Origin of the sequence: Lysobacter sp. H23M47, from assembly GCF_015209765.1 — a bacterium.
In the GTDB taxonomy this organism is placed as follows: domain Bacteria; phylum Pseudomonadota; class Gammaproteobacteria; order Xanthomonadales; family Xanthomonadaceae; genus Novilysobacter; species Novilysobacter avium.
Genome location: NZ_CP063658.1, coordinates 192314 through 214229 on the forward strand (window position 1 = coordinate 192314; position 21916 = coordinate 214229).

The 21916-nt window shown below is 62.4% G+C and carries 13 protein-coding genes; 3 read left to right on the forward strand and 10 right to left on the reverse strand.

The window, feature by feature from the left end; genetic code table 11:
* Positions 1-8 precede the first annotated feature (8 nt).
* On the forward strand, positions 9-404 hold the full coding sequence (locus tag INQ43_RS00860) for a helix-turn-helix domain-containing protein (protein WP_095208871.1): 396 nt from the start codon (positions 9-11) through the stop codon (positions 402-404).
* A gap of 8 nt (positions 405-412) precedes the next feature.
* Here the strand turns inward: INQ43_RS00860 and INQ43_RS00865 are convergent, their stop codons facing one another.
* From INQ43_RS00865 to INQ43_RS00885, 5 genes are read right to left on the reverse strand one after another with little or no spacing between them, the layout of a single operon-like run.
* Positions 413-1006, reverse strand: a complete 594-nt coding sequence (locus INQ43_RS00865) for a cation transporter (RefSeq protein WP_095208872.1) — start codon at positions 1004-1006, stop codon at positions 413-415.
* A 1-nt stretch (position 1007) separates the two neighbouring features.
* Entirely contained in the window at positions 1008-4184 is a 3177-nt protein-coding gene (locus INQ43_RS00870; RefSeq protein ID WP_194037499.1) for a CusA/CzcA family heavy metal efflux RND transporter, read from the reverse strand.
* A 22-nt stretch (positions 4185-4206) separates the two neighbouring features.
* Positions 4207-5187, reverse strand: a complete 981-nt coding sequence (locus tag INQ43_RS00875) for an efflux RND transporter periplasmic adaptor subunit (protein ID WP_194036816.1) — start codon at positions 5185-5187, stop codon at positions 4207-4209.
* A complete protein-coding gene (locus INQ43_RS00880; RefSeq protein ID WP_194036817.1) occupies positions 5184-6464 on the reverse strand; it encodes a TolC family protein in 1281 nt (426 codons plus the stop codon). Before INQ43_RS00880 ends, INQ43_RS00875 begins: the two co-directional genes overlap by 4 nt.
* A 56-nt stretch (positions 6465-6520) precedes the next feature.
* Positions 6521-6913: a hypothetical protein gene (locus tag INQ43_RS00885; RefSeq protein ID WP_194036818.1), complete on the reverse strand. Its 393-nt coding sequence runs from the start codon at positions 6911-6913 to the stop codon at positions 6521-6523.
* 620 nt (positions 6914-7533) lie between these two features.
* Between INQ43_RS00885 and INQ43_RS00895 the strand changes: the two genes are divergently transcribed.
* Together INQ43_RS00895 and INQ43_RS00900 are read left to right on the forward strand one after the other, a co-directional pair.
* Positions 7534-10236, forward strand: a complete 2703-nt coding sequence (locus tag INQ43_RS00895) for a UvrD-helicase domain-containing protein (protein WP_228062567.1) — start codon at positions 7534-7536, stop codon at positions 10234-10236.
* A 9-nt stretch (positions 10237-10245) separates the two neighbouring features.
* A complete protein-coding gene (locus INQ43_RS00900) occupies positions 10246-11223 on the forward strand; it encodes a hypothetical protein (protein ID WP_194036819.1) in 978 nt (325 codons plus the stop codon).
* Between the two features lie 146 nt (positions 11224-11369).
* Here INQ43_RS00900 and INQ43_RS00905 read toward each other — a convergent pair whose 3' ends face one another.
* The 5 genes from INQ43_RS00905 to INQ43_RS00925 form a co-directional block, all read right to left on the reverse strand.
* Positions 11370-13571 carry an AAA family ATPase gene (locus INQ43_RS00905; RefSeq protein ID WP_228062568.1) on the reverse strand — a complete coding sequence of 734 codons (2202 nt, stop codon included), beginning with the start codon at positions 13569-13571 and terminating at the stop codon, positions 11370-11372.
* Positions 13572-13715: 144 nt separating this feature from the next.
* Entirely contained in the window at positions 13716-14624 is a 909-nt protein-coding gene (locus INQ43_RS00910) for a hypothetical protein (RefSeq protein WP_194036820.1), read from the reverse strand.
* Positions 14625-14812: 188 nt separating this feature from the next.
* The gene (locus INQ43_RS00915) at positions 14813-17986 is read right to left on the reverse strand and encodes a DEAD/DEAH box helicase family protein (protein ID WP_255518469.1); all 3174 of its coding nucleotides are present in this window, start codon (positions 17984-17986) and stop codon (positions 14813-14815) included.
* Positions 17987-18081: 95 nt separating this feature from the next.
* Positions 18082-19335: a restriction endonuclease subunit S gene (locus tag INQ43_RS00920; RefSeq protein ID WP_194036821.1), complete on the reverse strand. Its 1254-nt coding sequence runs from the start codon at positions 19333-19335 to the stop codon at positions 18082-18084.
* The gene (locus INQ43_RS00925) at positions 19332-21377 is read right to left on the reverse strand and encodes a class I SAM-dependent DNA methyltransferase (protein WP_194036822.1); all 2046 of its coding nucleotides are present in this window, start codon (positions 21375-21377) and stop codon (positions 19332-19334) included. Before INQ43_RS00925 ends, INQ43_RS00920 begins: the two co-directional genes overlap by 4 nt.
* Positions 21378-21916: the final 539 nt, after the last annotated feature.

The window sequence follows — 21916 nt, forward strand, 5'->3', positions numbered from 1 at the left end:
TCAAGCCCATGAAGATCGGAGAGGTCGCGGAGCGCAGCGGGTGCCATCCCGAAACCGTGCGCTACTACGAGCGCATCGGGTTGTTGCCTGCCCCGCCGCGCACGGCGGGCGGGTATCGCGACTACCGTCCCGCCGACGCGGATCGGCTGCGCTTCATCAGCCGCGGACGCGAACTGGGCTTCTCGCTGGAGGAGATCCGCAGCCTGCTGGGCCTGGCCGAAGACGACGGGTTGTCCTGCCAGGATGTCGACCGTCTTGCCCGCGGGCACCTGCTGGACATCCGGAACCGGCTAAACGACCTTCAGCGGATGGCCTCGGAGCTCGAACGGGTGATTGGCAGTTGCAGCGGCGGCGAGCGCGGCCAGTGCGCCATCCTCGACACGCTGCGCCACCCGCCATCCTAGGTCGGCACTCAAGCGTCCTCTTCGCCACGGGCATCCTGCAGGATCTCGATGCCCCCTTTCAGGGCGATCGCCGCCACTGCGAGCCCCACGACGAGGTCGGGCCAGGCCCGCCCGGTCCACAGCACCAGTCCGCCACCCACGAGCACGCCTGCGTTGGCGATGAAATCGTTGGTGCTGAAGGTCGTCGCGGCACGCACGTTCACATTGGCCTGCCGGATTTTCTTGAGCAGCCACACGCATGTCGCGTTTACCAGGCCGGCCCCCAGCGCCATCACCATCATCGTCGTACCAATGGGCTCGGCGTCACCCAGGAACCGACGGCCCACGTCGACCAGGATTCCAGCGGCGAACAGGATCAGTAGCCAGCCGGACACCTTGGCCGCCGACCTTTTCCAGGCTTGTGAGCGACTGAGTGCGAGCAGGGTGATGATGTAGACGGCGCTGTCGGACGCATTGTCCAGTCCATTTGCGATCAGAGCGCTTGAGCCGGCGGCGACGCCCGTGACCCCAAACCCCGCGGCAAGCGCGAGGTTCAGGGCGAGGACGATCAACAGGATCCGGCGCTGGTGCGCGTCGTGTATCTCGATCTTCTCTTCACTCAACTCAGTGGGCCTCCAGTTGCGGCTTCGCTGCGTCGCCGCGATGCAGAAGACGGTAAAGGGTGGGCAGGACAAGCAGGGTGAGCAGCGTTGAAGACACGATCCCGCCGATCACGACGGTGGCGAGCGGACGCTGCACCTCCGCGCCCGCGCCGACATTGAGCGCCATGGGAACGAAGCCAAGCGACGCCACCAGCGCGGTCATCAGGACCGGCCGCAGCCGCCCGAGCGCGCCGTTGAAGACCGCGTCGTCCAGCGACTGGCCTTGTTCGCGCAGGTTGCGAATGAAGGCGATCATGACCAGGCCGTTGAGCACGGCCACGCCGGACAGCGCGATGAAGCCGACACCTGCGGTGATCGACAACGGGATACCGCGCAGAGCCAGTGCGGCCACGCCGCCCGACAGCGCCAGCGGCACGCCGCTGAACACGATCACCGCGTCCCTGGCCGAGCCAAAGGCCATGAACAACAGGCCGAAGATGAGGACCAAGGTCACTGGTACCACTACTGCGAGCCGCCGACTGGCCGAGATCAACTGCTCGAACGTGCCGCCGTAGTCGATCCAGTAGCCCTCGGGTACGTTCACCTGCTGCCCGACGCGCTGCTGCAGCTCTTCGACGAAGGTGCCCAGATCGCGATCGCGCACGTTGGCGGTCACCACCACCCGGCGCTTTCCGTTCTCGCGGTTGATCTGGTTGGGCCCCAGCAGGCTTTCGACCCTCGCGACCTCCCGCAACGGTATGGTTCGCGCAGTTGCCCAACTGGGGTCCAGGCTCGATCTGTCCGCGTTTGCATCGTCGGACAAAGGGATCGGCAGGTCCTGAAGGGCCGCCGGATCGACGCGCATCTGTTCCGGCAACCGGACCACGATGTCGAACCGGCGGTCGCCCTCGAACAGCTGGCTGGCAACCTGGCCACCGACCGCGGTGGCAACGGTCTGCTGCACAACCCCGGGATTCAAGCCGAAGCGCGCAAGCGCCGCACGATCCGGCACGATCGTCAGCAGTGGCAAGCCGGTCGCCTGTTCGGTCTTGACGTCGGCTGCGCCCTCGACCTGCCTGGCAACGGCCTCGACCTGTTCGGCCACCTCGACCAGCGTGTCCAGGTCATCGCCGAACACCTTGACCGCCACGTCCGCACGCACGCCGGAGATCAGCTCGTTGGTCCGCATCTCGATCGGCTGCGTGAACTCGTAGTTGTTGCCTGGGAGCGTCGCCACCGCCGCCTCGATCTCGTCGAGCAGTACGTCCTTGGGCTTGCGTGGGTCGGGCCACTGCCCGCGTGGCTTCATCATCAGGAAGGTGTCGGCGACGTTTGGTGGCATCGGGTCGGTAGCCACCTCGGCCGTGCCGATCTTGCTGAACACCCGCTCCACTTCGGGAAGCTGCATCAGCCGCTCCTCCACGGCGAGCTGCATCTTCACCGACTGCTCCAGGCCAGTGCCCGGGATGCGGATCGCATGCATGGCGACGTCACCCTCGTCCAGGCTGGGAATGAACTCGCTGCCCAGGCGCGTGGCGACAAGCAGGGACACGGCAACCAAGACAAACGCCCCGGCAAACACCCAGTTCTGCCGACGGAGCGACCACGAGAGCAACGGCTTATAGCCGCGTCGCACCCACTGGACCAGCCGGTTCTCCTTCTCCTGGACCCGGTTGCCCATGAAGATCGCGATGGATGCGGGAACGAAGGTGAGTGACAAGACCATTGCACCGGTGAGGGCCAGCACCACCGTGATCGCCATGGGATGGAACATCTTTCCCTCGATCCCGGTCAGCGCGAAGATCGGCAGGTACACCGCGGCGATGATGAACATGCCGAACAGGCTGGGCCGGATGACCTCGACCGTGGCGGTAGCGGTCAGGTCGTTGCGCTCCTCGCGCGTCAGCGACCGGCCAAGCCGATGCTGCATCTCGCCAAACCGGCGCAGGACGTTCTCGATAATGATGACCGCGCCATCGACGATCAGGCCGAAGTCGAGTGCACCCAGGCTCATCAGGTTGCCGGACACGCCGCCGCGCACCATTCCGGTGATCGTGAACAGCATGGCCAGGGGGATGACGGCGGCGGTGATGAGTGCGGCGCGGACATTCCCCAGCAGCAGGAACAGGACCACGATGACCAGCAGGGCGCCCTCGATCAGGTTCTTCGAGATGGTCTGCATGGTGCGTTCGACCAGCCCGGTGCGGTCGTAGACCGCCGTCGCGGTCACGCCTTCCGGCAGGCTCGCGTTCGCGTCCTGCAGCTTCGCCGCCGCGGCCTGCGCGACGCTGCGGCTGTTGGAGCCCACCAGCATCGACACGGTGCCCAGCACGACCTCTTCGCCGTTCTGGGTGGCCGCGCCGGTACGAAGCTCCGGGCCTTCACCCACCTGCGCCACGTCGGCCACCCGGATCGGCAGGCCCTCGCGCCGGTCCAGCACGATGTTCCGGATCTCGTCGACGCCGCCGACCTGGCCGGGCACGCGCACCAGGTACTGCTGGCCGTTGCGCTCGATGTAACCGGCGCCCATGTTCTGGTTGTTGGCGGCCACCGCGTCGACGATGTCCTGCAGCGTGAAGCCGAGTGCGACCAGCTTGGACGGGTCCGGCGTGATATGGATCTGCCGCTCGAAGCCGCCCATCGTGTTGACTTCGGTCACCCCCGGGGTGTTGCGCATCTGCGGCCGGATGACCCAGTCCTGCAGGGTGCGCAGGTCGGTCGGGCTCCACTGGCTGCCATCCGGCTTGGTCGCGTCGGGCGCCGCATCCACGGTGTACATGAAGATCTCGCCCAACCCGGTCGAAATCGGGCCCATTTCGGGCTCCAGGCCCTCCGGAATCTGCGAGCGGATCTGCTGCAGGCGCTCGGCCACCTGCTGCCGGGCGAAATACAGGTCGGTGCCGTCCTCGAACACGACGGTGATCTGCGACAACCCGTACCGGGACAATGAGCGCGTGTAGTCGAGACGGGGCAAGCCGGCGAGTGCGGTCTCGATCGGATACGTGACCCGCTGTTCGGACTCCAGCGGCGAGTAGCCGGGCGCCTCGGTGTTGATCTGCACCTGGACGTTGGTGATGTCCGGCGTTGCATCGATCGGGAGCCGGGTGAAGCTCCAGATGCCCACACCGATCAGCCCGAGGGTCAGCACCAGCATCATCCAGCGATGTCGGATCGAGAACCGGACGATCCGCTCCAGCAGACCGGCCTGGCGGACTGTGGTGTCAGTGGTCATGCGACGCGCCCTCCTTGCCGATGTCCGCCTTGATCAGGTAGCTCTCCGCGACGACGACCTCCTCGCCGCCGCTCAGGCCCGAGAGGACCTGCGCCCGCGTGGCATCGCGGGCGCCGAGTTCCACGTGTCGGGCCAGGTACGTCTCGCCTTCACGTACGAACACGGCGTCCTGGCCATCCATCGACTGCAGCGCGGTCAACGGCACCATCAGGTCAACCGGCTGCTGCGCGACGGTGATCCGCGCCTTGACTGCCGTTCCCGGCCGCCACTGGTTGTCGGCGTTGTCGATCGTTGCGCGGGCGACTGTGCTCTGGCTGGCCGTGGCCATGCCCGGGAGCACACGTTCGAGCGTGGTGTGGACCGTCTCGCCATCGCTCATGCGGGTGACCGCGACCGGCACGCCAGGCTGGATGTGCTGGGCGTCGGCGCCAAAAATGTGGAGGTCGACCCAGAGCTGCGAGAGATCGGCGATCTGGAACAGGGGCGCACCCTCGCTGGCCAGGCCGCCGACCGAGGCACTGCGCTCGACGACCACGCCGGAGATCGGCGCGGCAACGCTGTAGGTGCTCAGGCTCAGGTTGCTCTCGATCGTCGCCAGCGTCTGCCCGGCGCGGACCGGGTCGCCGACGTTGGCGCGCAACGAACGGATCGGGCCAGGGAAACGGGCGGTGACCTGCGCAACACGACCCTCAACCGGGGTCAGCAGGCCTTGCACCTCATGCTCGTCGGCGATCACGCCGGGGCCGACGGGCCGCGTCTGGATACCGGACTTTTCGGCAATTTCGGCAGGGATGACCGTGCTGGCGATTTCACCCGCTTCATGACCGTGTTCGTCGGCCTCGGTGCCGTGGTCGGCGGCCTCGTCAGCATGGGCGTCGTTTGCCGGCTGGCTAGGCTGGTCCGGCTCACCACTGCAAGCCGCCAGGCTCAAGGCCAGCGCCAATGCCGGGATCAGGTGGACAGGCTTCATGGGGTTGCTCCTTGGTTGTCTTGCGGGCCCGGGCCGGCGACGAATGCCTGGCCGGTCAGCCGCTGGATCTCGATCAGGGCGCGCTGGGCTTCCAGCGCAGCTGCCAGCTGTTGCTGCCGTGCGGCGGCGCGCTCCGCCTGCAGGCTCGACCACTCCAGATAACTGGCGGCGCCTGCGCGGTACGCGGTGGCGGCCGCTGCTTCGGCCTTGGCCAGACGTGGAAGCACGTCCTCACCCAGCCGCTGTGCTTCCAGGCGGGCCACCCCGAAGCGGCCATGGGCCTCAGCGAGGGTGGAGTAGAGCGACAGCCCCACGGCCTCCCGTTCGATTTCCAGCGCTGTCAACTCGGCGCGTGCGGCACGGATGCCCGGTTGTGCCCGGCGGGTGGTGCCCAGCGGGATCGAGACACTGCCGACCAAGCCGAAGTCATCGCCGTCCGCCATCCGTCGCACGCCCACCTGCCAGTCGAAGTCCGGGGTCGCTTCGCTGCGTGCCAGCTGCAGGCGTGCCTCGCCAATGCGCTGCTGATCGACGAACTGCGCGAGCTCGGGAGTGCGTTGCAACCAGTCGGCGAGTACCGCGAAGTCCGCGATCTGGGGCACGGCGAGCAGATCGCCCCCGAGGATCTCGAATGCGGGATTTCGCTCGCCCCACAGGGCCGCGAGATGCTGGCGGGCGGCCGCCTGACGTTGCCGGGCGCGAGCGCGATCCAGTTCCGACCGCGCGAGGGCGGCCTGGGCGGTGAGTACGACCGATTCCGGCGAAGCGCCGGCCTCGTGACGCCGGCGCGCCGCAGCAACGGTGCGTTCGCGCTGGTCGACGTCCAACTGCGCAAGCTCGCCTTCGCGTTGCGCACCGACGACCGCCAGGTAGCGGCGGGCCACTTCGGCCAGGAGATCCAACCGCCGCGCCTCGCGTCCGATGGCCAGCGCATCGATCCGGCTTTGCGCGAGCGTGCGGCGGGCATCGAGCTTGCCGCCGCGCTCCAGCACGGAGGCGAGGCTCAGCGTGATCTCGGCGCCATCCAGGCCGCTGGCCGGGCCGGTACCGAGCACGTTCTCGACCTCGGCTCCAGCGACCAGCGCCGGGCGCAACGAGGAGCGATCCAGTTCGGCTTTCAGTGCCTCATGGCGGGCGCCAAACAGGCGCAGATCGGGGTGTGTATCGGCAACGCGGAGGAAAGCGTCGTCCAGGGTGAGGGGGTCGGCGGCGTGCGTGGGGAATGCCACGGCACACACGGCGACGAACGCGGCTAGGGCCGCTGATCGCAAACGCATGGGAGTTGCTCCGATGAATCGAATTGACGGGAGTCGGCATCAGGCCGACGGCGCGGTCATCCGAAGATCGGAGGCTTGAATGGGCTCGGCAGACGCAAGGCGGCCGGGGGCGATGCTTTTTCGATCCCCATTCGACCGGTGACCGGTTGAGTGGAAAATGGATCCAGAACCGGCAACACGGCCGCGGCTGAACCACAGCAATGGGCGAAATCCAGCAACAGGTGCAACGTCTCCGATCCGTCCTGATCGTGCGCGTCCGCCGCGGCGAACTCCGGGTCCAGATCGTTGGCATGCGGGCCGTGGCTGTGCGCGCCAGACGGATCGTGCGCGAGCTCATGCATCTCGCCGGCGGCTGTCATCACCGGTTGGAACGCCAGCCCCAACGCAAGCACACCCAGCACGACGACGCGCAGGAGCGGCAACAAGAAGCGGGGATGCAGGCGGGTCATGGCCGCGCAGTGTACCTGCGGATGATGGGGTTATACAATTCCGCTGAATGCGTCGAGAGGGCTACAGGGAAAAGGCGCGTTCCAGTTGTCGGCCATGGCACCGCTTGTACTTGTTTCCGCTGCCGCACTGGCACGGCTGGTGATCGCGCAGCCCCGACGACAGTGCGTGTCCAGGAACTGGTGCGCCTGCTGCAGCGGTTCGATTTCATGCGCGGGGACACTGACCTCGCCGGGAGCCGCCGGGATGCCCCGGCTCAGTCTCTTCCTGGGGGCTCTTGCCGTTGCATGGGCTGCTAGCCCTTCGATGGCAGACAACAATACCCGGACTGCGCTCTACGAGGTCATGCGGTCGGGCTTGGCTGCCTGAGTGATCCGTGGGACGAAGTGGTGCGCGATGTTCCAACGAGACGTCCGCTTTGGGTCGGAAGCAGCCCTTCCCCGCCTCCGATAACGTTCATTTATCAAGTTTGACATCGTTCGCATTCTTTGCGACTGGTCCCATTTGGTGGTGGACGCACGACGTCCCCCCGTTGTTCAAGGCAGACGTCCGGGCCTGGATAGGCGACGCGCCCGTGGCAAGATGTCCCAAGCAGGCGGGGGCCGCGGGACAGGGGTAGGGGATGGAGTTTCTGGTAATCATTGGGCTGTTGTGGCTCATCGGGGCCATATTCGGCAACAAGACGCCCAAGGCGCCGCCGAAGCTGCCCGTCGATCCAGCGCGAGAAGCTGAGCGCCGGGCCAACGCGAAGCGCGATGACGACAAGTTCAAGGAGGCGTACGGTCAGTGGCAGGGCCACCTGTCCGGGATCATCAGCGGTGGGCGATGGATCCCGAAGGGAACAGTCCACCGGTTCCTGGCCAAGCACCCAGCACCCAAGCACCCTAGTAAGACTTGGAGGCAGGCGGTTGGCGACGCCTCGGCCGAAGAAACATTGCGGCTGCAGATCGACAAGTTGAACACCCAACACCTGGCGCGCCAGAAGATCGTGCGCAAGGACTTCTTTGCAACCGTGGAGAAGAACCCGCTGACCGACGAGCAAATCCACGCCTGTGTGTGTATGGACGATGCGGTCATGGTCGTGGCCGCCGCAGGCTCCGGCAAAACGTCCACGATGGTGGCCAAGACCGGCTATGCCTTGTATGAGGGTCTGGCCACGCCCGAGCAGATCCTGTTGCTGGCCTTCAACCGTGCCACCGCCGAAGAAGTAGGGCAGCGCATTGCCGAGCAGTTGAAAGGTGTCCCCCAGGTCGAGAAGGTCAGGTCCAACACCTTCCACGCCTTCGGCATTGATGTGATCGGCAAGGCCACCGGCAAGAAGCCGTCACTGGCCCCGTGGGTAGACCCCAGCAACCCCGGCGCCGACGTGCGGGAGGTGGGCGACATCATTCGGATGATGTCCGAGCAGGACAAGACATTCAAGCGCGACTGGGACCTGTTCCGGACGGTGTACGCCCGCGACGTGGGCAAGTGGGGCCAGCCCGATGAGCCCGAAGCCTATGGCAACGGCGTGCGAGGCTTTCGCACGGCCCGAGGCGAGGTGGTCAAGAGCAAAGAAGAGCGCACGATCGCCGACTGGCTGTTCTACAACGGCGTGAACTATGAGTACGAGCGGCCCTACGAGCACGAGACCGCCGATCACCAGCACCGGCAATACTTCCCGGACTTCTATTACCCAGACGCTAAGCTCTACCACGAACACTTCGCGCTGAACGAGAAGGCGCAGGCACCGAAGCACTTCAAGGACTATCTAACGGACGTGAAGTGGAAGCGCGCACTGCACATCGAAAAGGGAACGGCATTGTTCGAGACTACATCGCATGGTCTGCTGACCGGCGATGCGATCCCGGCCCTTGAACAAGCGCTGATTGAGCGGGGTGTGCAACCCGCCTTCGACCCGAGTAAGGAAGTCACAGGTCTGCCCCCTGTCCACGAGCAAGACCTGGCCCGATCGTTTCGGGTGTTCCAGCAGCACGTCAAGAACAATGGCCTGACCCACCAGGATCTGGTGGCCGCACTCAAAGCCCAGTCCAAGGACGGGTTTGGCGCACGCCTCCGCATGTACCTGACGATCTACGAGCGGATTGCGGTCGAATGGGAGAAGCGCCTGCAGCGAGGTAACTTCATCGACTTCGAGGACATGCTGATTCTGGCCGCGGGCCACGTGGAGTCTGGGGCCTACAAGAGCCCCTACACCCTCATTTTGGCCGACGAGTTTCAGGACAGTTCCCGTGCCCGTATCAGGCTGCTGAAAGCCTTGTCAAACCAATCCGATCCCCCCGCGCACCTGTGCGTGGTGGGCGACGATTGGCAGGGCATCAACCGTTTCGCAGGCTCGGACATCACGGTGATGACGGAGTTCGAGATGACGTTCGATCATGCTACACGTCTGTCGCTCAGCACCACATTCCGGTGTCCGCAGGATCTGTGCGACGTGTCCAGCCAGTTCGTCCAGGCCAACCCCGCTCAGATCAAAAAGAAGGTCAAGACGACTAACCCCCTGACCAAGACCCCCATGCTGGCTTATGGGTTCGCGGAACAGGACAGCATTGCTGGCTATGTCGAGAAGCAACTGGCCCACATGCACCAGTTGGCTGTCAATGGAAAGGTGTCGCCGGCCAAGGGGACGCACATCACCGTCATGCTCCTGGGGCGCTACCGAGATGACAAGCCCACGGCGTTGGAGTCGTGGCAACGTAGGTTCGGCGACAAGTTGAAGATCGAGTTCCGCACCGCGCATGGCTCCAAGGGGCTGGAGGCCGAGTATGTGTTCGTCCTCAACGTCGTGGAAGGCACGCGCGGCTTCCCCAGCCAGATACAGGATGACCCCGCGCTGCAGCTGGCCATGCCGGCGCCAGACCCGTTCCCGTTTGCCGAGGAACGCCGTCTGTTCTACGTGGCCATGACCCGCGCTCGTAAACAGGTTCGGCTCTACACGACACTGGGGCAACCATCGAGGTTCCTGGTGGAGCTGGCCAAGAAGGAGCGCATCACGATCGAGCCCATCGACGGCGAGGCTCTGGAGCCCTGTCCGGAATGCGGTCGCGGAGTCTTGCAGTTGCGGTCGGGGCCTTACGGCGATTTCCACGGATGCACTCGCTTTCCCGCGTGTACCTTCAAGCGGAGGGTGGACCAAGGTACAGCCACGCCAGCCCAGCCCAGAACACGAGCCCAGCGGCTACCGGCCAATACCAACGCGGGCGACCAATGCCCCGTGTGCAGACGAGGCGTCATCCAGGCGAGGAACGGGCGGAATGGTCCGTTCTTGGGCTGTTCCCGCTTCCGGGAAGGCTGTAGGGCGACGGGAAATATAGGTCGGGGATAGGAAGCAGGAATGGCCACTTCCGACATGGAGACGCGCTTCCATACTTTTGCCCTGACGGTCGAAGGTGCCGAGGCAGTCGACGATCTACTGCTGGACACCCGAGAAGGCCAACGCGCGGACTACCTGTGGCGGTCTCGATCCGTCATCGTTGAACTGAAAGTCCTGCGAGGGGACCCCCAAGTCAAGGTCGATAGCACATTCGAAGAGCTGAGCAAGCGTGACGACTACCCGGTGATCTTCGGTCAGGTAGCTGCACACAAGGTGCTAGCGCACCTGCCCGATGGGGCTGAGCAGCTGCGCCGTCTCCAGCAGAAAGTCATGCGGTCTGTGGAGGCAGCGTTCCGGGACGCCAAGGGGCAGATCGCCAACACCAAGCGGATTCTGGGGTTGGACGATTCGCTGGGCATCTTGGTCCTGCTGAACCCCGACATCGAAGCGCTGGATCCTATCGACGTGGGAAGGGAGATCAGTCGCCTCATACAGCAGCGGCAAGGTGACGTCTGGGCGGTGGATGCTGTTTGGCTACTGTCCGAGGCCCATGCCGTTGGAGGTGCCGACCCATGCATCATCATTGAAGGTGACAAGGTCGAACGTTTCTCGTGGGCTGATGCGTTCTTGTCCGCCCTCAACACTCAATGGGGGGCCTTCAACAACAGCCCTGTACTCACCTCAGACGCCAGGCCCCTGACGGATCTGCCGATGAGGCGGAAGTCCGAGCAACGCACTGGACCATTGACCAACGAGCAGCGCTGGCGGGCCGACTACCGCGCCAATCCGTATCTGAGCCAGTTGGATGATGATACTGTCCGGTCGTTCGGAGAGACCGCCATTGGGGATCTTATGCCTTACTTTCTGGAAGGCGGTCCGAGAAAACCGATGGCCGAACTAGAACCGCTTTTCGAGCGGTGGACTCACTTCCTGGAAGAGGCCTCCGATCGTGGATTGGATGCTCGAGCGATGGAGCTTCCACACGAACGGCCCGGATGATCTCTGTTTCCAACGGCCCTTGAAGCTGATTTCAGCTGCGTAGACCGATGAGGTTGATCATTTGAACCAACCAGCGATGATCAGTGCGCCGACATCGACGGAGCAAGATCGAAAGGCTGAGTTCGGCCAATAGCGGACCTAGATGCCTAGGTGGTTTCCGCCACCAGCACTGAATAGTGATCAGGGTCCACGCGCTCCAATGCCCGCATCACGCGCTCTACCATTCCTCGTGACATTGCGGGGAAGTCGGAAAACTCCAGCAGGCGGAGCGTTGATGCGCTGTGCGACCCCTCGTCCACGTACCTTGCGACCGCGCCTCGCTCCACCTCGTCGTCGAATAACACATCAAGCTTGGTCAAGTAGCCCTTCGGTGTGGGCCGCCGGAAGCCGAGATACATCTCCAAGAACCGCCTGAGCAAGTTCGGACAGCTCAGATAGGCATCAACCTCTTGGCTACTGCTCGTCTGGAACTGGCGCAAACAGTAGAAGACATGGTGGTAGTCGGAACGGAACTTCGCCAAGTGCCCTGGAAGCTCTATCAGCTGACTGGCGCCGTCACCCTCGCGGTGAACAAGGTACGCGGCGTGCTCTTTCTTGAGTTTTCCACGCTCATGCCAGTCCTGCTTGATCGTGTTGAAGAACTCCGAATTGTGCGTCGAAATGAAGAGTTGCCGACACGCCTTTAGGCTCGTGATGAGCAGGTAAGCCACGTCATAGATGTGGTTGGCGTCCAAGCTGCAGATCGGGTCATCCACGAAAACTACAAGATCCTCAAGCCGCTGACCGTTCTGCCCCAAGCTGACCAAGAAGTACGCCAGTGAGATCGCCGTCCGCTCACCGTCGCTCATGTTGGCGGCCGGCTGACCTTCGCGGATGAACTGGATCCGATTGTCCTTAGCCTGCTCGACCGAAATGCGCGGCCCAAGCAATCGCTTCAGCAGTCCGTTGATCTGGCTTGCGGCGACAGAACTACGCTGTAACTCGGCATTAGCGGCCGCCGTTTGCGCTGTGATCTTCTGTCCGACTGCCTTGATTCGCCCGAGCTCCTCTTCAACCTGGCTCAAGAACGCGATCGCTTCCGCCGCACCAGGGTCGAGCAAAAACCGGGCTGCGAAGTGCTCTTTAACTTTCTCGGCTGCGCCCTGACGCCTGGCCGCAAGTTCGTCACATGTGCGGTTGTGGTCGTCCTTTGCCTGGTGAAGCTCGGCAAGGATGGCAGTCAACTCGGGAACTCGATCTTCAACCGCCTCCACAGCGAATGCCGTTTCCATGTTGGCAAGCTTCTTCCTCAGCAAGCCAACCCAACTCGCACGGAGCTCGATTTCCTGAGCTTCCCAGGTCGCGAGCCGATTTAGTGCCGCCTGGATCTTGGGCCGAACATCAGGAACCCACTCCTTCTCATGTGGGAAGGTATGTACCTGCCTAGGCTGTTCCAGCCGTCCGATTGCCGCCGTGATGGCGGCGTGCTGCCGGCGATACTCGTCGGAGAAGTGGTTAGCGTAGGCTTCCAGCGCTTGCGCTGCATCGTTTCCACAGAAGGCACAGGTCGTACTGTGCTCATGAAATCGCAGGCCGGTGCGTACCCAATCGCTCAGCGCGGGGTCGTCAGCCAAGCGCTTGATCGTGTTTTGCCTGGGTGTCTCCTTCAACAACCCAGCGATGTCATCTACCCCAGGCGGGAGCGGATGGACCACCACTGGCAGGTTACTAATGAAAGCGAACTCACTCTGGTCCCGTGCTTGGTTGACCATTGCTTGCAGAGTGGCTGCGTCGAGAAGATGGTCAGCTGGCGCGGTCAGCCGGCGCTGGATGCCTTTCAGATTGGGCGCCCTAAAGTCGCGGACACCCAGCATCGTTCCGCAATCCCTGGCCAAGTCGGTGGCCGCTTTCTCCCTGGAAGCGCTGGCCTCAGCCTGCTTCGTCTGAACCGAGCGATACATCTCCGCCACGCGATCCCGCCGCCGGGACAACGACGCAATGCGGTTACTCAGCCGGATGTTGTCTTCGCCCACGATGAACAAGGCAGGCGCTTGTGTGTAGTCGGTCTGTTGCAGGTTTGCATCGATGAAGTCCCGGTTGAAGATGCTCACAGGGATCCGCCCTCGATCCTGCTCTTTCCGACTATCCAGCACTTCCTTCCCCACGCTGACACGCACATGTGCATCGGCCGGCAGCCGGCTTACGGTCGGCCCGTTCAATAGCCCAAAGACGCGGGAAAGGGTTGTCTTGCCGGAAGCGTTCCAGCCATAGATCAGGTTGTAACGCGCGAAGTCAGGTGCTGCGCTCGTTCGCCCGTCGTAGCCGTTCCACACGGCCGCTTGGGAAATAAATTCAATTCGTCGAAACATACTCCCCCCAAAGCATGGCTCATCACGAGCGCCTAACCTTTTCGACAATCTACCGTAGTGTCCCCTACTTCCATTGCCGTCACACTAACCCCCAGCCGACCGCTTGGGGTCGTGAGCCGCTGGGTAACATCGCACCCACGCTTTTCATCGATTGGGCACCACTCCCAACGCCCGTGGATCTGCTGCGTCGACGATATGGACTTCCCGGCTGAAGTGCTGCACCCGACACATGGCGCGGTAGATCAAGGCGAACTCAGGGGAGTCCAGAGCAATCAACGGTTCCGCGTGCCACACCTGCGCCACTACCGGTGGACCGTTTGCGATGCCAACAAGACACCGAAGCCGAAAGAACAGTAAGTGCACGCCTGCGTCGTCGCGCACGTTACGTCTGGCCCGCTGTAGCTCTTCGGCGGCCATTTGGAGCCATAACCGAATGTGTCCGTAGAGAGCGTTGATGGCAGCATCACGAGACTCCGCCGGGAGGATTCCATTCCCCGGATTAACAAGCAGGCTCAGGTCCGCGGCGATTGCTCCATATCCTGCTTGTCCGTCCCGGCGATGATTGGATAGCTGCCTATAGCCATCAATCATCCGGCGCCGAAACGCACCTGCTGATGAAGGCCGCTTGCATTCTATGAGTACCGGATGCCCCTCTGCGCATAGAACAACGTCACTGGGGCGTTCCATATCAACGTCTGGATCCACCCCTTGCATCAGCGAGGCCGTCGCCAATTCGAACGCCAAGTCGCGTCCTGCGTCGGGAAGTCCATTCGGAACGAGCGGGCCAGCTGCCAGCTCGCCAAGTCGATGACGCACCCGCGTCAGTACGTCGGCCCGCAGCGTCGCAGCCGCTTCAATGTCCGCGCTTTCGAGTGCAGCGCCCCAGAGTGAAGGACCATCGACACATTCACCAGCGGCCGCACGATCCAAAAGCTCGAGGTACTCTCGCAGGCGACCGCGATGCAGGTTAATCCCTGTTGACGCCTCTACGTAGTCGAGCGCTTGCCTCAAAGATCCCGCGATGGTCTGGACTGATCGCATGGGAACGTTCATTTTGGTTGCCTCTCCCGAGTTCTCGACCGGTGCTTTGTTAGACGTCTACAGTGGCAAGCAGCCAATATAGTTGAGCCACGGTGACCTTCTGAGCGCCCGCTTCGGGTCGATAGCCGACCCAGCCACGCTTGGCTACTTGGTCCGGTGAGCTCGTTGCGGGGCACCACTCACTCGTGCGGCAGATCCCATCATGCGCCCAGCTCCGACCGGTCGATGTTCTGTCCAGCTTTCAGCAACTCATAGACCAGTCCGATAAGAGGCGTCATCGCCTGCTGATCATGTTTCATGATGTGCGTCGCCAAGTCGCCATGCGACTGGAGCGCGCGGACGACAGCCGAATGCACGGAGCCATTAATGTTTCCGTTCATGGCCACATCGCGCGGGTTGTTCCTAACCTGAGCCATCGTGTTCGGATCCTCACGAACGATGTCGGTCACGTGGTTAACGAACGCCACCTTGTCTGTCAAAGGCGTGGCCTCACCAAAGATGGAGTTCAGTCGCGCGATCACCTGGCGCAGGTAGACCGGCAGCGGTGCTTGGCCACCACCGCCTGGCCCAACGGGCTTCAAAAGGGTGGAGTCTTCGTTCGGCGACTCATCACCACCAGGCATGTCCTCGGTCTTGATGTCGAAGCCGGTCAGCACAAGGGCCGACACGTCGACATCTTCGGGCGGCACGCCATGGAGACGCTTGGCCAGCAAACGGGCGAAGCTGGCGAAGGCCTCCAGGCCAGGATCGCTCAAGTCGATGGTCTGGGCGATGTAGGTGTACAGCGATCCGAACCGGGTCAGGCCGGACTTGAAGTCCAGCAGTTGCTGCAAGGCTTCGGCATGATCCGCCCGGGTGGCCTCGGCGTGCTTCATGCCGGCCTCGTTACCCTGCGCTTTGGCCACTTCGAAGGCGGCCTCGCTCACCTGGATAGCGACGCGCTGCTTTTTGATCTGGTCGTTGAAACGCTCGGTAGGCACGCTCGTGGCGGCGTACAGCTCCTTGTGCTGGGCCTGCTCGCCGGCTGCATAGGCGGCAGCCGACTTGAAACGCACAGCAGCGTAGGCGTCTACCTCGCCTTGTGTGTAGATACCTGCCTTGTCCAGATCAGCCTGCAAATCGTAGATGACGTGGGGGTTCTGGACTTCGACAATTTTGGCGCCGGCATCGTACTTGGCGAACGCATCCAGGATGACCTGCGGCTCGTTGACGAAGTCGACCACGAAGGTGGTGTCCTTGCCTGGTGCAATACGGTTGAGGCGCGATAGCGTCTGGACGATCTCCACGGGGTTAGCGATCTTCTTGTCTAGGTACATCGCGCACAGCTTGGGCTGATCGAAGCCGGTCTGGAACTTGTTGGCCACGATCATGACCCGGAACTCGGGGCGGTCGAACACCTTGCGCAGATCAGAACCGTACTGGCGCGGATTCATGTTGCTTTCGGTGAACTGCTCATCGTCTTGCGCGGCAAACGGGTCGTCCTTCAACTGCTCGTCGGAGCTGTGGACGACTTCCTTGCCCGTCAGCGAGCCTGAGAACGCCACCAGGGCCTGGAAAGCCTTGTGCTGGGGGTGAGCCTCGATGTAGGCGTCGAACGCGCGCTTGTAGCGCACAGCGGAAGCGCGCGAAGAGGTTACGATCATGGCCTTGGCCGTACCGCCCAGGAGCGGAGCTACATTCGACGCGAAGTGCTCGACGATGAACTCGACCTTCTGGGTGACGTTGGTCGCATGCAGGTTGAGCCACTTGGCCAGTGCGCGCTTGGCAGCCTTCTGTGAGACGCGCTTGCCATCCTTGACGGGCTCGGCCAGGTTGAACGCTGTCTTGTAGGGCAGGTATCCCTTCATGACATCGAGGATGAAGCCCTCATCGATGGCCTGGCGCATGGGGTACTTGTGGAAGGACTCGGGGAGGTTGTCCTTGCCGGGTGACTTGGTTGGATCGGCAGGGCGCCCGAACAGGGTCAGGGTGGCGTGCTTGGGCGTGGCGGTGAAGGCGAAATAGGAGACGTTCTTCGGGCGCACGCGCGAGGACTGGATCTTCTCCAAGAGCTCTTCGACGGTCAGCCCTTCCATTTCCTTGGCGTCGCGCAACGCGAGCGTGGCCTGCAGCTTGGAGGCAGCCGAACCGGTCTGGCTGGTGTGGGCCTCGTCGATGATGACGGCGAAACTGCGGTCTTTCAGCTTGCCATTGGTCAGCACCTGCTCCATGGCATAGGGGAAGGTCTGGAGCGTCACCACGATGATGGGCGTGCCACGCTCCATGGCCTCAGCCAGTTCTGCAGACTTGCTGCGCCCCGTGTCCTTGTCACCGATGGCGGCGATCAGGTCTTTCTGGTGGTCGATCTGCTGGACGGCGTCCTGGAGCTGCTTGTCCAGCACCGTGCGGTCGGTGACCACGATGACCGAGTGGAAATAGGGATCGCCCTTGTCGGTGCGCAGGCGGATCAAGTCGTGCGCAGTCCAAGCGATGGTGCTGGTCTTGCCTGAGCCTGCCGAATGCTCGCACAGGTAGGTCATCCCCGGCCCATTGGTTTTGGCATCGGAAATCATCTTCATGACCGCGTCCCACTGGTGGAAGCGTGGGAAGATCTGCGTTTCCTTGCGGGAGTGGTTGCCGGCCAGGTCCACCACGTCCTTCTTCTCGGTGTACACGAAGCTGTGGAAGATCCGCAGCCAGTTATCGCGCTGGCAGACCTGCTCCCAGAAGAACGCCACCGGGTATTCGCCGTCTTTCCGGATGGGGTTGCCTGTCCAGACGCCATTGCTGCCGTCCCGACCCTGGTTGAAAGGCAGGAAGTAACTGTTCATTCCGGCCAGCTTCGTACACATCTGGATGTCGCTATCGGACATGGCGAAGTGAACGACGGCGCCGCGCTGAAAGGTCAGCAGTGGTTCGACGCGCCTGGTGACTGGATCAAGCGGCAATCGGTCGTTCTTGTACTGCTCGACGGCGGCTTCCGCAGACTGGGTGAAGTCGGTCTTGATTTCGACGGTGGCCACGGCCAGACCGTTGATGAAGCACACTAGGTCGATGGCCAGCTGGCTGCCCGGACGGTACTTGAGCTGGGGCACGACGCGGAGAATGTTGGCGTTGTAGTGCTCCCAGGCTGACGGGTTGCGCTCGTCTTCGGGTAGGCCTTCACTGAGCTCAATCTCGCCTGCGCCAGCCACCTTGATGCCCTTGCGCAGCACGTTGACCGTGCCATCTCGTTCCAGGGTCTGAGCCAGCCGATCCATGAGGGTGGCGGCTGCCTTGTCACCGTTGCCGGCGACCAGCTTCTCCCACTTCTTGGGCTGGGTTGCCTTCACCCACTCGACCAGGTCTTCCGAGTACAGCGCGTGGTTCTGATCGTAGCCGGAGGTGTCGCCCACCTTCCATCCGCGGGCGGCCAGTTGCTTGACGACGTACTCCTCGAAGTACTTCTCGCGGTGGGCGGTGTCGGTGAAGACGGGATGCATGGCTATCCTTAGGCGGCGGGACGCAGATCGAGCTTGCCGGTGACGGCAGCGGTAATCAGGGCGGTGCGGTGTTCGCGCAGCAGTTCGATGGAACACTCAGTTTTGGCGATCAGGGTATCGATGCGCGTGGTGGCGCGGTCGAGGTGGTCAGCTATTCCAGTCTGTTCGTTAGCGGATGGAAAGACGGCGAGCTCGTCGAGATACTGGTGATGGTCCAGGTTTTGAATGCCGGAAGTTTGCTTGATCGATTTCACATTCACGCGTGCTGTGTATGCAGCGTGATGTTGGTAGTTCCAGAAGCGCTGGTCCATGCCTGGTGCGAGTTCGATCTTCGCGACGAAGTTGGAGCAAATGGCCGATGCGTCTCGATCGTAGAGTACGACTTGGCCAACAGGTTGATTTTCGCCGCCGCCAGACTTTTCGAGGAGCAGGTTGCCACGCTTCAGTAGTCGGCCGCTGCGTTCTTTCTCGGTGACTGCTCGAAGGGTTGGGATGTCTGGATTGACTTTGAGGGTGGGCCGGTTGAAGTCAGCGACCCTTACGCACTCGATGTCATCGACGCCATTTGGATCAGCGCCCCACAACCCATTCTGGCAAGAAAAAGTTGATTGCTTGAAGCGAAAAACATTCCAATGCGCTGGCACCTTTCCCAGCCACTCCACGCCGCTGTCCTTCATCGGCACATTCGGATCAAGCCCCTTGGTCACGGCATGCGTGATCAGGGCCTGGCGCTTCTCGCGCAGTAGCTCGATGAAGCGGGTCTTCTTGGCAAGCAGGGTGTCAATGCGGGAAGTGGCACGGTCGAGGTGGTCTGAAAGCTCAACTGCAGTGGGTAGAGGCGGGAGGTCGATTGTGCAGTAGCGAACCTTGTTCCATTGGAGACGTAGCCCCATGCGAACTCCGGTCTTAAAGACGCCGAGCTGGCTGATTACGTATTGACTCTTAAGCGCATACTTCAAGTACCGAACATACTGGGTGTCAACAATGGGGCGAAGGAGTGTGTAATCCGGGCTAATCCCGCCGGTCAGGCCGCACCACTCAATTCCATGGGCATGGCTGCTCAATGAGATAACGAAATCATTGGGCTGGGCTGGCGCAACCCGATAGCCCTCTCGGAAGGCTTGTTGAGGCTTAGAGTCAAGAGAGCTTTGTGGTACGACGCCATGTACGGTGCTTGGCGTGAGGAGTTCAAGCCCGTCTATCGGAACAAGCTCCTTAATCTCGCGAAAAACGCGATCAAGCCGGACAGAAGAAATGGTCACTCCGCCACCTCGTCCAGCAGCGCGGCAATCTCCGCTTCCACCGCTTTCAACTCAGCGTCGATCTCGTGCAGGTCACGCGGCGGCACGTACTTGTAGAAGTAGCGGTTGAAGTTGATCTCGTAGCCGACCTTGCCGATCTGACCGTCGCGGTCATCGGTGTAGCTGGTGTCCACCCAGGCATCGGGCACGTGAGGCAAGACTTCTGCGTCCATGTAGTCGTCGATGGGTTGAGCAAGCGGAACGATCTCGAAGTCCTCAAGCTCCTTGTCGGGCACAGGGTTGCCTTCGGCATCAAAAACTTCTGGAGCGTCAGGAGTGCGGATGCCCAGAGTGCTCTCCAGCGAAGTGGCCAGCGGCTTTGCGATCCTGGGTAGGCCAGCCTTCTTGGCCAGCGCGGGCAGGCCTGCGAACCACTCGTAGGGATGGGTCTGGTCCAAGTGCTTGTGCAGCAGCTTCACCCAGCCGGCTTGGATGTCTTCGTCCAGCTTGGCGAAAGGTTTGCTGGCTTGGAGGGCTTCGATGGCTTCTTCGGTAATCTTGGCAACTAGACGCAACGGGCGCTGGACCTTAATACGGCGGTAGCCGAAGTCGCGGTAGTCCACGATCCGCACGTTCTCGCTGGGCTCGAAATCGGCATAGAGGTGGGCAATGTCCTGGGCCTGCTCATCGCTGACATAGCGGCGCTTATTGCCCTCGGACTTGCGCATGGGGCTGTGCATGCCCGTGGCGTCGATCAGCTGGACCTTGCCCTTGCGTTCGCTGGGCTTGTTGTTGTCCAGCAGCCAGATGTAGGTGCCGATGCCCGTGCGGAAGAAGATATCAGTGGGCAGGGCTACGATGGCGTCGATCAGGTCGTTTTCCAGCAGCCAGCGGCGGATCTCGGTTTCACCCTGGCCGGCGTTGCCGGTGAACAGAGGCGAGCCCGACAGGATGATGGCCGCGCGACCGCCGCCGTTTTCCGGACGTTCGAGCTTGTCGACCAGGTGCTGGACGAAGAGCATGGAGCCATCGGATACACGAGGCGTTCCCGCGCCAAAGCGGCCCTCGAAGCCCTTCTCCTTGGCCTCGCGCTGGACGAAGGCTTGGTCCTTTTCCCATTTCTTGCCGAAGGGGGGATTGGACAGGCAGTAGTGGAAGCGATGGCCCGCGAACGCGTCTTGGGACAGCGTAGACTTGGGGCCGGCGATGTTGGCTGACAGGTCGCGCGCGGGCTCAGTTTCCAGACGACGCAGCAGCATGTTGGCCAGGGCCACCGCGTGGGTTTCTGGTTCCAGCTCCTGCCCGAACGGGATCAAGACAGGCGGAGCTTTTCCTTGGGCGGCGAAGCCATCAACGTGGTTCATGGCGTCAGTGAGAAAGCCGCCGGTGCCACAAGTAGGGTCGTAGAGGGTGCGGATCAGGCCAGGGTTGTCGCGGAACAGCGCATCGTCGGGATCAAGCAGGAGCGTGGTGGCCAGGTGGACCACGTCGCGCGGCGTCATGAAGTCCTCGGCCGCCTCGTTGACCTCGGAGCCGAACCGGCGGATCAGGTGCTCGTAGATGTTGGACATCACCCGGTCAGGCACGACATCCGGGTGCAGGTCCGTGTTGGCGAAGTTTTGGCAGATCTTGAACAGGATGTCGGCACGAGCCATGCGGGAGATCGTGTCGGTGAAGTTGAACTGGTCAAAGATGATGCGCGCGTTATCCGAGAAGCCGCCGATGTAGGCTTCCAGGTTGGACTTGGTCTTGGTCGCGCCCAGGGTGGCCAGCGAGTACTGCGAAGTGTTGTAGAAAGGCAGGTCCGCGGTCTGGCGCAGGATCAGTGCCGTATCCAGCCCCTTGTCTTTGAACTTGGCGTGGGCCTCGCGGACCTTCTCTCGGGTGGGTTCCAGCACGCACTCCAGCCGACGCAGCAGGGTAAATGGCAGGATAATCTTGCCGAAATCAGTGTGCTTGAAGTCGCCCCAGAGGTCTTCGGCGTTTTTCCAGATGAAGGAGGCTAGGGTGGTGTCGCTGGCCTTGGGGGCCTGGGCGGTGGTGGCTTTACCGTTCTTGGTCATGGGTTGTGTAAGTCAATCTTTGAAAATGGCGCGCGCATTACGCGCTCGGCAACGGGCAGCGCAGCGGGTCGCAGAAATTGGATGGAACCCCGAGACATCCAAGCACGGCCCCGTCTCGCAGGGCGAGAATCGGGGTCGGGTGAGCGAATGCCATCACTGAGCTTACCCCTCGGTCTAACCGCGTGCGACCCTGTTGGAGGATTGGCTTACTGCCTACCAGATAGGGTGCATTGCGCCAATTGGATGCGCAGCTATGGTCCTCTATTGGCTGTGGATGGTCGACCACTTTTGGGTCGCCCTGCCTAGCATTTGAGAGTGCGATTTTCCGACAGCAAGATCTGATTGATCAATGCAAGCCTGGCCACTTGGGACCGCAGTACATCACTCCGCACGCGAAAGGCAGGACTTTCTCCAGCGCCGCCGCAGCTCCCCGATCTTGGCATCGCGTTGGGCGCGGCTGGAGTGTGAGTGAACCATCTCGGATGGCCGCGGCGACGTCAGGTAGTGATTGTGGATCAAGACGAGCGTGACGCCCGCCC

Bases quoted from the DNA above. Each gene is read 5' to 3' on its own strand.
- INQ43_RS00905 (WP_228062568.1), bottom strand. From the start codon at position 13,571: ATGTTTCGACGAATTGAATTTATTTCCCAAGCGGCCGTGTGGAACGGC.
- INQ43_RS00860 (WP_095208871.1), top strand. From the start codon at position 9: ATGAAGATCGGAGAGGTCGCGGAGCGCAGCGGGTGCCATCCCGAAACC.
- INQ43_RS00925 (WP_194036822.1), bottom strand. From the start codon at position 21,377: ATGACCAAGAACGGTAAAGCCACCACCGCCCAGGCCCCCAAGGCCAGC.
- INQ43_RS00900 (WP_194036819.1), top strand. From the start codon at position 10,246: ATGGCCACTTCCGACATGGAGACGCGCTTCCATACTTTTGCCCTGACG.
- INQ43_RS00885 (WP_194036818.1), bottom strand. From the start codon at position 6,913: ATGACCCGCCTGCATCCCCGCTTCTTGTTGCCGCTCCTGCGCGTCGTC.
- INQ43_RS00895 (WP_228062567.1), top strand. From the start codon at position 7,534: ATGGAGTTTCTGGTAATCATTGGGCTGTTGTGGCTCATCGGGGCCATA.
- INQ43_RS00910 (WP_194036820.1), bottom strand. From the start codon at position 14,624: ATGAACGTTCCCATGCGATCAGTCCAGACCATCGCGGGATCTTTGAGG.
- INQ43_RS00875 (WP_194036816.1), bottom strand. From the start codon at position 5,187: ATGAAGCCTGTCCACCTGATCCCGGCATTGGCGCTGGCCTTGAGCCTG.
- INQ43_RS00880 (WP_194036817.1), bottom strand. From the start codon at position 6,464: ATGCGTTTGCGATCAGCGGCCCTAGCCGCGTTCGTCGCCGTGTGTGCC.